Genomic DNA, 12,389 nt, shown 5'->3' with positions numbered 1-12,389 from the left:
CGCTCAGTCCGCCTCTTCGGCATCCGACAGGGGATGGAGGTCGCGCACCATGCCCTTCAGGCGCTCGTCGAGGACGTGGGTGTAGATCTGCGTCGTGGCGATGTCGGCATGGCCGAGGAGTTCCTGCACGATGCGGAGATCCGCGCCGTTCTGCAGCAGGTGGCTGGCGAAGGCGTGGCGCAGGACGTGGGGGCTCACCCGGTCCGGGCGCAGACCGGCGGCGGCGGCGACGTCTTTCAGATCGCGGGCGAAGGCTTGCCGCGTGAGGTGACCGCTCTCGCTGTCGGCGGGAAACAGCCACGGCCCGTCGGCGGGCAGGTGGGCGAGGTGATCGCGCATGGCGCCGCGCGCCATCTCGGTGAGGGGCACCAGGCGCTCGCGCCCGCCCTTGCCCTTGACCACGAGATAACGCTCCCGCGTCGCGCCCGCCGCGCGTGGCAGGGCGATGAGTTCGGAGACGCGCAGGCCCGTGGCGTACAGGAGTTCGATGAGGCAGAGCATGCGTCGGCTCCGCCCCGTGCCGTCCGCCTCGACCCGTCGCCGGGCAGCGGCCAGCAGGGCGTCGACCTCGGCGACCGACAGCACCTTGGGCAGGGTGCGCCCCTTGCGCGGAGCCGCGACAGGTGCGCTCGGATCACCCTCGGCGAACCCCTCCGCGTACAGAAACCTGTGGAAGCCCCGAATGCAGGACAGGCGCCTGGCGGCGGAGGCTGGTGACAGCCCCCGCGTCTCAAGATCGGCCATGTAGGCCCGCACGGGAGCAGCCTCGATGCGAACGGGATCGTGTCCCGCCTGCGTCAGGACGCCGAGGTAATCGGCGAGATCGCGGCGATAGGCGCTGAGGGTGTTGGCGGCGGCCCCGCGCTCAGCCGCGAGCATGTCGAGATAGCCCTGGATCAGCGCATCGCCGGACAGATCATCAGCCCCCCCGGCAGGGTCAGCCAAAACCAGGGGGGGCCTCACCGGCTCGGCGCTCACCGGCCGGGCGGTTGAAGCTTGGAGGCGGGAATCGTCACGGTCATCTCGCGCGGCGTCGGCACCACCAGGGTCGCCAGGGCGAACAACCCCGCGAAGGCGAGCCCGCCCAGAATCGCGAGGGTGGCGAGGAAACGGAACAGGGTCGGCACGCGGACGAACCTCGATCGCGAAACGGGGACTCGTGTTCTCTCGCGACGAACCGGCATCCACTTCACCGGAGAACACGTCAGGGGCGGCGGTGCGGTGGCAACGAACAAGGGGTCTTCGCTTGCACCATGCGGGGCACGCCATGGCAATGACTTCGCGGCCACAGGGGCGGCCCAAGCAACGGCCGGGGCGGTGAACCGGCACAATCGGGTTTTCTTGAGCGTCCCGAGGCAGGCGCCGCTTCGCCCGATCTGCAAAACGCGCTAAGACCCGCGCAACGATGTGAAGAAGCCATGACCGAAGCCGAGCCTCAGGGCACCCCGCCCCCGGGCGACCCCATCGAACTGCGCCTGCGCCGAGCCTTGGGCGATCGCTCCATCGTGCTCGTCGGCCTGATGGGGGCCGGCAAGAGCACGGTCGGCCGCCGCCTGGCCTCTCGCCTCGGCCTGATGTTCCGGGATGCCGACATCGAGATCGAGACGGCGGCCAAGCTGACCATCCCGGACATCTTCGCCATCTACGGTGAGCCGAGCTTTCGCGATGGCGAGGAGCGGGTGATCGCCCGGCTCATGCGAGAGGGCCCCCTGGTACTCGCCACGGGCGGCGGCGCCTTCATGCGCGAGAGCACGCGGGAGCGGATCGCGGAGCGCGGCGTCTCCGTGTGGCTGAAGGCCGAACTCGACGTGCTCATGCGCCGGGTGCGCAAGCGCGGCGGCCGCCCCCTCCTTCAGACCGACGATCCGGAGGAGACCCTGCGCGGCCTGATGGAGTTGCGCCATCCCGTCTACGCCCTCTCCGACGTGGTGGTGCTGTCGCGCGATGTCGCCCACGACCGCGTGGTGCAGGACGTGATGGAAGCCCTGGACCTCCACCTCAACGGCCCCGTCCCCTTAAGCCTCGACCCCCAGGGAATCGCAGCCCAGTGACCGACCGCCTGACCGTGGACGTATCCCTCGACCAGGGCCGCGCCTACAGCATCCTCATCGGCCGCGGCCTCCTGGACGAGGCCGGCGTCCGTATCGCGTCCCTCGGCGCGCGGGCGGCCGTGATCGTGTCCGATTCCAATGTCGCGGCCCTGTATGCCGACCGGTTGCGGACGAGTCTGGAAGCGGCGGGCCTGCGCTCCGGCCTCGTCACCGTGGCGCCGGGCGAAGCCTCGAAGAGCTACGCGACGTACGCGGAAGTCTGCGACGGGCTCCTCGCCCACAAGGTCGAGCGCGGCGATATCGTCGTGGCCCTCGGCGGCGGTGTCGTGGGGGATCTGGCGGGGTTCGCCGCCGCCACCCTGCGGCGCGGCGTTCGGTTCGTCCAGGCGCCGACTTCGCTCCTCGCTCAGGTCGATTCGTCCGTCGGCGGCAAGACCGGCATCAATTCGCCCCTCGGCAAGAACCTCATCGGGGCGTTCCATCAGCCGCGCCTCGTCCTGGCCGATACCGCCACCCTCGACACCCTGTCGGAGCGCGAGATGCGCGCCGGCTACGCCGAGGTCGCCAAGTATGGCCTCATCGGCGACGCCGCCTTCTTCGACTGGTGCGAGGCCCATTGGGCCGGCATCTTCTCCGGCGGCCCGGAGCGTGACGAGGCCGTGGCGATCTGCTGTCGCTCCAAGGCCGGCGTCGTGGTGCGGGACGAGCGGGAGGACGGCGAGCGCGCCCTGCTCAACCTCGGCCACACCTTCGGTCACGCCCTGGAACGCCTCACCGGCTACGATTCCGACCGCCTCGTTCACGGCGAGGGTGTGGCCATCGGCCTCGCCCTCGCCTTCCGGTTCTCCGCCCGTCTCGGCCTCTGTCCGGGGCAGGACGCGGGGCGCGTGGCCAACCACTTGGCGCTCGCCGGCCTGCCTACCAGCCTTGCGGCGGTTCCGGGCGGGTGCGGCGATGCCGATGCCCTCCTCGACGCCATGGCGCAGGACAAGAAGGTTCGCGACGGAGCACTGACCTTCATCCTCGCCCGGGGGATCGGCCAGAGCTTCATTGCCCCAGGCATCGATGCCGCGGAGGTTCGCGCGTTCCTGACCGACGAATTGCTCGCCGGTTGAGCGCGCCCCATCTCCATCGTCCCGAGGGGGATCGATGGGATGCGGCATGAAATCGCGCATCACACATCCGATCTTCGGCGATAGCGCTGCATCGGGGCCGCCTTTTCCAAGATCAGGACGGGTTTCCCCAGAGGAGGAGCCGACCCTGCCCCGCGCCCGGCGCCGCGATGCGCGGCCGTCGCGGACGGGGCCTTGGTTGCGGACCGTCGGTCTTGGACAGGATCTTGCGAGTCCTGCATCACCCCGCCAGCGAACGACGTCTGGGTTTAAGCTTTTGCTTCCTGGTGCCCCTCTAAACCTCGACCTCGACTGTGCGGATCGGGCCGACCGCGCAGGGGTGGAGGATCGGCCCCCCCGCGGCCCGGAATAGATCCATGCGGCTCGATGCACCGACTTTGCTGGTGGTGACGGTGATTCTGACCTTCATGGTCGGAAGCCTGTTCCTGCTGTCGTGGAGTCAGGCCCGGCAGATGCGGGCCCTGGCGATCTGGGGCGTCGCGCATCTCATCGGCGGCGTCGGCTCGGCACTCCTGTCCCTACGCGGCGTGATCGCGGACGCCCTCTCCATCGGAGTCGCCAACGCCCTGGTCATCGGCGCCTACGGCCTCATCTGGATGGGCACCCGCGCCTTCGAAAGCCGCAGCCTGCGCCCTTGGACGGTCGTGGCCTGCGTCATCCTGTGGTGCACCGCGTGCCTCGTGCCGGAGTTCTACGACTCCATGGCCGCCCGCATCGTGCTGGCTTCGAGCTTGGCGGGCGGCTTCTGCTTCGCCACGGCGGCCCTGATCTGGCGGGGGCGCGGCGAACCCCTGGTCTCGCGCTATCCGGCCACGATCCTGTTCGTGGTGTACGGAGCCATGTACAGCGCGCGGATTCCCATGGCCGTCGTGGAGCGCTCGACCCTCGAGAAGGTCGCCCTCCTTCCGACGCCGGCCTTCGCCATCATGGCCTGCTTCGGGATGGTGTTGACCCTGGCCCTCGCCTTCGTCCTGATGGCCCTGACCAAGGAGCGCGCCGAGCACCTCCAACGCCTCGCCGCCACCACGGATTCGCTCACGGGAATCGCCAACCGCGGCGCCTTCGTGGCCCAGGCTGAGGTACTCCTGAACCGGCGCCCCCCGAACGCGGCGCTGCTGCTGTTCGATCTCGATCATTTCAAGCGCATCAACGATTCCTGCGGCCATGCCGCCGGCGATGGCGCCCTCGTGGCCTTCTGCCAGACCGCCGGTGCCCTGATGCCGCCGGGAACGATCTTCGGCCGCATGGGTGGGGAGGAGTTCGCCTGCCTGTTCACGGACGTCGCGGATGCCACGGCGCGGGCCGACATGATCCGCAGGGCCGTCGCGAACCTCGCGATCCCGGGCGCGCCGGACATGCGCATCAGCGTCAGCGTCGGTCTGACCACGACACGGGCATGCGGCCACAGTCTCGACGCGCTCATGCGGGTGGCGGACGCGGCCCTGTATGCCGCCAAGCGCAACGGCCGGAACCGCGTGGAATGCGGCCCCGCGGAGCCGCCGACGCTGCGTCCGGACCGGCCCCTACTCGATGCGGACCGTAACGGAATCGGACGCCCCGGCGGCATCCATCACCGAGATTCGGGCGAAGCCGGCCCCCTCGGGGCTCCACACGGATTCGCGCCGGACCCCGGCCACGACGGGCGAGCCATCGATCATCCAAGTCAGGGGGGGCACGCCACCGATCGCCTTCAGGGCAAGAGCCGCGTCAGGCGCACCGCCCGCTAGGCCGGTTTCCGTGAGGCCGAGGTCGATCCGGGCGCCGTCGGGCGGGTAGGCGATCCTGAGCGTCGCGGTGAGGCTCGTCGCGACCGTTTTCGGACCATCGCGGCGGATGTGCCGGAGCGGTGGCGGCAGGCCGGCGGTGGTGGTGACAAGGGCATCGGGCGGGCGCGGCACGGCCTCGGGCTCGCCGCCGAACCGCGCGAAGGCATCGAACAGGATCGGAGCGGCCATCACCCGGCCGACGAGGCCCGGCACGGCATTGCCGTCGGGGCGCCCGACCCAGACCGCGAAGGTGACGCGCCGGTCGAATCCCACCGCCCAGGCATCGCGGTAGCCGTAGGAGGTCCCGGTCTTGTAGGCGATCCGACCCGCCAGGGCGTTCTCGGGCGGCGGCGCGCCACGCAACGTGTCGGCGACATACCAGGCCGCGACCGGCTCGGCGATGCGGCGTTCGCTCCCCTCGACGGGCGGCCTATCCGGCCGGCGCACGAGGGGCGGCACCGATCCGCCACGCGCCAGGCCCGAGAACAGCCGCGCGAGGTCGGTCAGGGTGATGCCGAGGCCGCCGAGCGCCACGGGCAGGCCCGGCGCGGTGTCGCGCGGGAGTTCGATACGGGCGCCGGCCTCACGCAGGCGGGCGATGAACCGGGCGGCGCCGACGGCCTGGAGCAGTTCCACCGCCGGCACGTTGAGGGACAGCTGAAGCGCGCGCCGCGCCGTCACGGTGCCCTGGTAGCCGAGGTCGAAATTCTCGGGGGCGTAGCCGCCGGGAAAGCGCACGGGCCGGTCGTCGAGTTGGGTCTCCGGATGGGCGATCCCCTGCTCGAAGGCCAGGGCGTAGATGAATGGCTTCAGGGCCGAGCCCGGCGAGCGGACGGCCCCCGTCATGTCGATGGCGCCACGACGACTCGTGTCGCCGTGGCCGGGGCTCCCGACCTGCGCGAGCACCGCGCCCGTGCGGTTGTCGAGGGCCAGGATGGCGATGGAAAGGCCGGGGCCGAGGGCGGCGGCGCGTTCGGTAGCGAGGGCTTCGAGGCTCGCCTGCAGGCGTCCGTCGAGGGTGAGGCGGATGCTGCGCGACGCTGGATCGGCCGCGACCGCCGCCTCCGCCGCGTGCGCGGCCAGCATGGGGAAGAGTTTTCGTCCCTGCGGCACGGGCTCGGCCTTGGCCGCCCGCGCCTCGGCCGGGGTGATGACGCCCCGCGCGGCGACGCGGTCGAGCACCCGGTCGCGGGCGCGCCGGGCGGCCAGGGGGAAGCGGTCGGGCCGGCGGGCCTCCGGGGCCTGCGGCAGGGCGACGAGGAGAGCGGCCTCGGCGAAGGAGAGACGCGCCGGATCGCGCCCGAGATAGGCGCGGCTCGCCGCGCGCAGGCCCTCCACCGGGCCGCCATAGGGCGCGAGCGCGAGGTAGAGGTCGAGCAGTCCGGCCTTGCCGAAGCGGCGCTCGAGTTCGACGGCCCGCACCATCTGGCGCAGCTTGGCGTCGAGGGACCGCGCGGCGCGGGGCTCGACAAGGCGGGCCACCTGCATCGACAGGGTGGAGCCGCCCGAGACGATGCGGCCGTGGCGCAGCCATTGCCCGGCGGCACGCAGGATGGCGGCCGGATCGACCCCAGGATGGGTGGCGAAGCGCCGGTCCTCGTAGGCCGTCAGCATGGCGAGGAAGCGGGGATCGACCTCCGCTGCGCGGAGCGGCAGACGCCAGCGCCCGTCCCCCGTCGCGAACGGACGCAGGAGCCCGCCGTCGCGGTCGAGGACCACGGTGGAGCGGAGCTGCGCCTGCGTGAGATCGAGGGGCGGAAGGGTCGCAATGAAGCGCCAGAGGGCGAGGGATGCGCCGCCGCAAGTCGTCAGGAGCAGGGCGACCAGCCCCATGGCGGCGATCCGCGTCCGTTGCCCGAACCGCGACGGTCTCCCTTTCCTGGAAGGAGAGGGTTGGGGTGAGGTGTGGGAACCCGCCCCAACCTCCACAACGGTGCCCTCGCGTGCCGCCGCGTCCGAGCGAACGTGCCGGGACGCGGGGGAACCTGAGGTCGACGCCTCACCCCTCATCGCCCTACTTCGCGCTCACCACCAGCGACCCGAACCCCGTGCGCCCAAACCGCTCCGGCCGATACATGTCCTCGATGGTGGCGGCCGGGTGGATGTAGGTGCCGGGGGAGACGGCCCGCACGGTGTAGGCGACGCGGAAGAACGCCGATTGTTCGGCCGTCCGCTCGTAGGCGGCGACGAAGCGGTCGTCCCGGAAGGCGGTGTAGACGGGCGCGACGTCGGACTTGGCGAAGCTCAGGCCCGCCAGGGCGTCGGCGTCAAGGAGTTTCGGGTTGTCGATCTCCAGCCCCGCCGGCAGCCGGTCGACGAGGAGGAGACGCCCCGGGCTCGCCTTGGCTTCCGTGACCTTGAGGACGACGACGAGGCGGTCGTTCTGCTGCAGCCCCTGCGCGAGATCGACGGGTGATCCGTCGAGGCGGTGATAGGTCCGCTCGATGCCGTAGCCGCGCGATTCGGCGGGTTCGGGGGCGATGGGGTTGCCGATCACGCTCACCACCACCTGCGCCGTCGCCGTGCCGGCATTGGTAAGGGCGACGGGCTTCTCAGCCAGGGCGTCGCCCCGGTAGAGCCGCGCCAGGGCACCCGATTCCGGCTTGCCGTCGAGGGTGAAGCGCTGGGCCTCCGCGTCCTTGGCGAGTCCTTGCGCTGCCATCACCATCCAGGCGTTCTCCTGCGTGCTCGTCGTGCGCCCGTCCCCGCGTTCCTCGGCGATGAGAGTCGCGAGGGGCTGGACCGCGTCGCGGGCGAGGCCGGTCTCGGCCGCGAGGGTCAGGAGGCCGGCGCCATCGCGCAGGCGCGAGCCGTAATCCGCCCGGTCGGCGGGGCCTGGACTCCGCAAGGCCGAGACGGCGGAGGCGAAGGCCTTGGCGGCACGGCCCCGATCACCGAGGAGCGCGAGGGCCGCCGCGATCTGGCCGCGCCCCAGGGGGGTGGCGAAGGCGTCGAGCTTGGTGTCGGCGAGGTAACGCAGATCCCCCATCACCGGGCGGCCGTTTCGGGCCAACACATAGGCCGCATAGGCGATGTCCATGCCGCCGTCCCGCACCTCGCTGGCATTGGCCACCGCGTTGCGCAGGCTGTCGAGGGCATTGGTGAAGGCGGTGGGCGGCACGGCGAAGCCGCGCTCGCGGGCCCGGGTGAGGAAGTCGGTGACGTAGGCGTTGAGCCAGACGTCGTTCTGCCCACCCACGGACCACAGGCCGAACTCGCCCGACGAGTTCTGGCGCGAGAGCACCCGGTCGATGGCCTCGCGGATGCGGATGTCCACGGTGTCCTCAACGCCCATCCGGCCTTGCGGCGCCGCCCGGCTCAGCGCCAGGAGCGGCATCGCCCGGCTCACGGTCTGCTCGGAGCAGGTATAGGGATAGCGTTCGAGGGCCTGGAGCAGGGCCGGCACGTCGATGCCCGCGAAGGTCGAGGCCGAGACGGACACGGCCCCGGTGCCGGGCAGGATGTCGGCGAGCACTTCGTCCGTCACCGTCATGGTGGCGCCGGGCTGGAGCGGCTGCACCGTGCGGCGGGCGAGCGGCCCCGTCCCGGCCCCGATGGGCAGGGTGAAGCTCTGGCCGACACCGGCCGGCAGGCCGGGGCCAGAGAGGGTCACGTCGAGGCGCGTCGCTCCCGGGCCGGCGGCCGTGATGGGAATCACGAAGGCGCCCTTGCCGCCCGCCTCCAGCCGCAGGGTCTTGTGCAGGGCCTCCGCCCCCACCACCACGGAGCCCGTCGGCTTCAGATCGACGGCATAGTCCCCGGCGGGTCCCTCGACGTTGTCGAGGGCGATGTGGAAGCGCGAACGGTCGCCGACATTGAGGAAGCGCGGCAGGGTGCCGGTGAGGATGACGGGATCGCGGATGATCACGTCGGCCTGGGCCGACCCCACCTTGGCGCGGCTCCAGGCCGTGACCATCACCCGGCCGGTGCCATTGAAGGCCGGCAGCGGAAAGCTGACGCTGGTCCGGCCATCCGGTCCCACGGTGACGGGGCCGGAATAGAGGGCCAGCGGCGCCTGGGTCGGGGGCGCGTCGGCGAGTTCGGCGGCCCCGCCGTCACCACCCGAGCGGATGGCCCCGAGTGTCCCCTGCATCCCGTCGATGAGGTATCCGTAGAGGTCGCGGATCTCCGGCCCGAGGGCCTTCTGCCCGAAGAAGTGCCGGAACGGATCGGGCGCCTCGTAGCGGGTCAGGTTGAGGATGCCGACATCCACCAGGGCCACGCTGACGCGGGCCGCCTCGCCGGGGGCGAGGCCGGCGAGTTGGATCGGCAGGGTCAGGGTTTCGCGGGGACGCACCTTGGCGGGGGCCGCCACCGTGACGGCGAGCCCCTGGCTGGCTGGATCGACGGCGAACCATGCCACCCCCAGCGCCCGGCCCGGCAGGCGCTTGGCCGCCTGATCCAGGGGTCGGTAGGCGGTGGCGACGAGGTAGGCGCCCGCCCCCCATTCGGCCTTGACCGGAATGTCGACGGTGGTGCCGCCGCTCGGCACCGCCACCGTAAGGACGGCGTGGACGCGGTCGCTCACCACCGCCAGGGTCGCTTGACCGGCAAAGCGCGGTTGGAGGCGCGCCCGCAGGGTTTCCCCGGCGGCGTAGGCCGGCTTGTCGAGGCGTAGATCCAGGCGGTCGGGCACGTCCGCCGTCTCGCCGCCGCCCCAGCCGACGGTGAAGGTGACGCTCGCCGTCGCCTGCGGCCGGCCGGGCACGGTCGCCTCCAGGCGATAGGTGCCGTAGGTCACCACGGATTGGATCCGGCCGAGCGCATCGGGGGCGAGGTCGAGCTTGCCGTCGGCGATGCGCTTCGTGTTTGTCACTGGCTCGTACGACCAGCGCCCGCCCTCGCGGTACCATTGATAGGTCTTCTCGACCCGCTGCAGGGTCCAGGTGACGCCCGCCTGCGAGAGCCGGCGGCCGTCGGGGGCCGCCATCACCACCTCGAAGCCGGCGGTGCCGCCCTCGGGCAGATCGCCCGTGAAGGTCTTGCGGAGGGCGAGCACCGGGCCATCGGGCAGGATCGGCAGGGTGAGGCTGCGCGACAGGGCGCGTCCGCCCGGCTCGCCGACCAGGAGCGTGATGCGGGCCTCCGTCGGGCGGGGGGCGGCCACCTCCGGCACCGGCACGGTGAGGCGGGCGCGCCCTTGCGCATCCGTGGTGGCGCGGGCCTCGATCTCCTGGGAAACGGCCTCCACCCGCTCGTCGTCCAGGCCGACGGAGAAGCCCTCCAACCCCTTGATGCCGCTGCCCGCCGCCTGTTGCACCAGCACGGTGCCGGACATGTCGAGGCCGGCGCCGGGCGCGCCGTAGAGGTAGCGCGCGGCGACGTCGAGGGTGGCGGGCGCCCCCCGGGTGAGGTTCGGGGCGGGGCTCGACAGGGCCACGTCCAGGCGCTCGGGCACGTAATCCTCGACGAGGAAGCTGGCCTCGCCGATGGCCGGAGCCTTGGGGTCGGTATAGGCCGAGACCCGCCAAGTCCCAGGCTGGGCGCCCGGAAGAAGGGGCACGGCGAGGGACCGGCCGCCGAGGCCCGCATCCGCCACGGCGACGCGCCGCGCCTCGACGCCGTCCGGGCGCTTGAGCACCAGGGTCAGGGGCAGATCGGGCACCGCCACCCCGGTGGCGTCGCGCAGGAGGGCCGTGAGATTCACGGTCTCACCCGAGCGGTAGACCCCGCGCTCGGGGAACAGGTAGGCCTCGACGGCGCCGGGTTGGGGCCGTCCCGTCACGCCCCGATCCGTGAGGTCGAAGGCGGATTGGTTGAGGTCGAGGAAGCCGTAATCGTCGCCCACCTGCGCCACCACGAGGCCGGGGGCGATGCCCCCCTCCCCCCGCGCGAGGCCGGGCGCGAAGGCGACGTGGCCCTGCGCGTCGGTGCGCGCCGTGGCCAGGACCTCGTTGTTGCGGGCCACCAGCCGGACCTCCGCGCCCGCCACCACGGCGGCCGAGGCGAGGGAGCGGGCGAAGACGTGGACGCCGTCGCGGCCCTTGAACACCGTGAGCCCGAGATCCGAGACCACGAACCACTGAGTCGCCTGCGCCTCGTAGCCGCCCTCCTCGTCCACCGTCGCGGCGACGCCGGAGGGTTGGGCCAGCATGACGTAGAGACCGGGTTCGAGCTTGCCGACCGCCTGGAGCACCGGGAAAGCGGTGACGGCCTCGGCGTTCAGGTCGGCTTTGGCCGTATCGAGCACGCCTTTCCAGACCCGCTGGCCCTTCTGCTCGGCGATGGTCCTCGCCGTGACGCCACTGAGCTGCGACAGGAAATCTTCCGAGCGCAGGGATGGAAGCAGGCCGCGATCGCCGATGCGCAGGACCTCGACATCGAGCTTGGGCGCATTGACCGACACCAGGGGCACACCGGCCTGCCCCGTGCGCGGCAGGACGTAGTTGCGGCCGGTGAAGCGCACCTGGGGGGAGCGGTCGCGGATGTAGACCTCGTAGTCTCCCGATTTCAGCAGGGTCTCGCCGGCGGAGGACGGGATGCCCTGGCGCAACACGAAGGCGTAGCGCTCGCCGTGGCGCAGGCCGTCGACGCAGATCTGCTGGCCGCTGCCGGTGACGGCGGCGTTGGCTGCGCCCGATACGGCGACGAAGGGTGTGAAATCGGTCTTGGCGGCCAGCCCTTCCGAGAACTGGAAGCAGACGCGGGGTGCGGCCGCATCGGAATCGACCTTGTAGTCGAGGATGCGGAACCCGTGCTCGGCGCGATAACCCTCATAGGTCTCGCGCACCTCGGGCACATCGGCGAGGGCGAGGCTCGCCCGATAGGCCTCCAGGGACGGGCGCCATTCGGATTCGGTGGCATAGACTTCGCCGAGGGTCGCCAGGGCCTCGGCCTCCCCGGCGGCGGTGGTCGCCCGCAGGTAGCCCACATAGGCGGCGGCGCGGGCGTCCCGGCGCAGGAGCATCCGGCCGGCGTAATTGCCACTCTCGGCATTGCCGGCGGCGCTCGCCGCACGGGCATAGGCGAGCCAGTTCGCCGGGTTTCCCGGCTCGGACGCCACGGCGGCGCCGAGGGGCTTCAGGGCCTCGGTCGGCTTTTCGGCCTCCATCAGGGAGGCCCCCTCCGCCCGAGCCCGCGCGGCCGGGCGGGGCGGCCCGGCCTGGGTCTTGAGGGTGGCTTCCAGGCGCACGCCGTCGCTGGCGAGGGTTTCGCGCTGGAAGGTTTTTTGCGACGCCGCCTTGAGGGGCGTTCTCGCCGTCGGTCCGGCGGGGGCCTGAGCCCATACGGGCATGCCAAGGAGGCCGTTCAGGAAAATCGCGCCGGCCGCGATCATCGCCGTGCGCCGGTACCCCGTCGATCCAGCCATCGCCCACTCCCTCGACGCGACGCCGCCCACGGCGTGTCGCGGTCCGGGACCGTAGCATTTCGGCTCCCACCCGCAATGCGGGATCGCCCCCTGGAATTCGCGAAGTCCCTCTGCCAAGCTCTCAGTCTCG

At 71.8% G+C, this 12,389-nt stretch carries 6 protein-coding genes and 1 pseudogene; 3 read left to right on the top strand and 4 right to left on the bottom strand.

Annotated elements, in window-relative coordinates:
- Positions 1-3: 3 nt before the first annotated feature.
- Together BM249_RS04065 and BM249_RS04060 are read right to left on the bottom strand one after the other, a co-directional pair.
- Positions 4-945 (bottom strand): site-specific tyrosine recombinase XerD, encoded by a 942-nt coding sequence (locus BM249_RS04065; protein WP_280142643.1) that lies wholly within the window; start codon positions 943-945, stop codon positions 4-6.
- 29 nt (positions 946-974) lie between these two features.
- Positions 975-1,127, bottom strand: coding sequence for a histidine kinase (locus tag BM249_RS04060; RefSeq protein WP_091969231.1), 153 nt, complete (start codon positions 1,125-1,127; stop codon positions 975-977).
- Positions 1,128-1,418: 291 nt separating this feature from the next.
- Here BM249_RS04060 and BM249_RS04055 point away from each other — a divergent pair, with 291 nt between their 5' ends.
- From BM249_RS04055 to BM249_RS22165, 3 genes and pseudogenes are all read left to right on the top strand, one after another.
- Complete coding sequence (locus tag BM249_RS04055; protein ID WP_091969229.1) at positions 1,419-2,051, top strand: shikimate kinase; 633 nt, start codon at positions 1,419-1,421, stop codon at positions 2,049-2,051.
- Entirely contained in the window at positions 2,048-3,166 is a 1,119-nt protein-coding gene (gene aroB / locus BM249_RS04050; protein ID WP_091969226.1) for a 3-dehydroquinate synthase, read from the top strand. The genes BM249_RS04055 and aroB overlap by 4 nt, the downstream gene beginning before the upstream one ends.
- A gap of 374 nt (positions 3,167-3,540) precedes the next feature.
- Positions 3,541-4,653, top strand: a pseudogene (locus BM249_RS22165) (GGDEF domain-containing protein); the annotation flags it as partial.
- A gap of 54 nt (positions 4,654-4,707) precedes the next feature.
- On the opposite strand, the gene pbpC reads toward BM249_RS22165, so the two are convergent.
- A complete protein-coding gene (gene pbpC / locus BM249_RS04040; protein ID WP_091969225.1) occupies positions 4,708-6,783 on the bottom strand; it encodes a penicillin-binding protein 1C in 2,076 nt (691 codons plus the stop codon).
- Between the two features lie 181 nt (positions 6,784-6,964).
- Positions 6,965-12,226 carry an alpha-2-macroglobulin family protein gene (locus BM249_RS04035; protein ID WP_244528586.1) on the bottom strand — a complete coding sequence of 1,754 codons (5,262 nt, stop codon included), beginning with the start codon at positions 12,224-12,226 and terminating at the stop codon, positions 6,965-6,967.
- Positions 12,227-12,389 lie beyond the last annotated feature (163 nt).

The organism is Methylobacterium gossipiicola, from assembly GCF_900113485.1.
In the GTDB taxonomy this organism is placed as follows: Bacteria; Pseudomonadota; Alphaproteobacteria; order Rhizobiales; family Beijerinckiaceae; genus Methylobacterium; species Methylobacterium gossipiicola.
This window is presented reverse-complemented; position numbering and strand designations above follow the sequence as displayed.

Bases quoted from the DNA above. Each gene is read 5' to 3' on its own strand.
- BM249_RS04055 (WP_091969229.1), top strand. From the start codon at position 1,419: ATGACCGAAGCCGAGCCTCAGGGCACCCCGCCCCCGGGCGACCCCATC.
- pbpC (WP_091969225.1), bottom strand. From the start codon at position 6,783: ATGGGGCTGGTCGCCCTGCTCCTGACGACTTGCGGCGGCGCATCCCTC.
- BM249_RS04035 (WP_244528586.1), bottom strand. From the start codon at position 12,226: ATGATCGCGGCCGGCGCGATTTTCCTGAACGGCCTCCTTGGCATGCCC.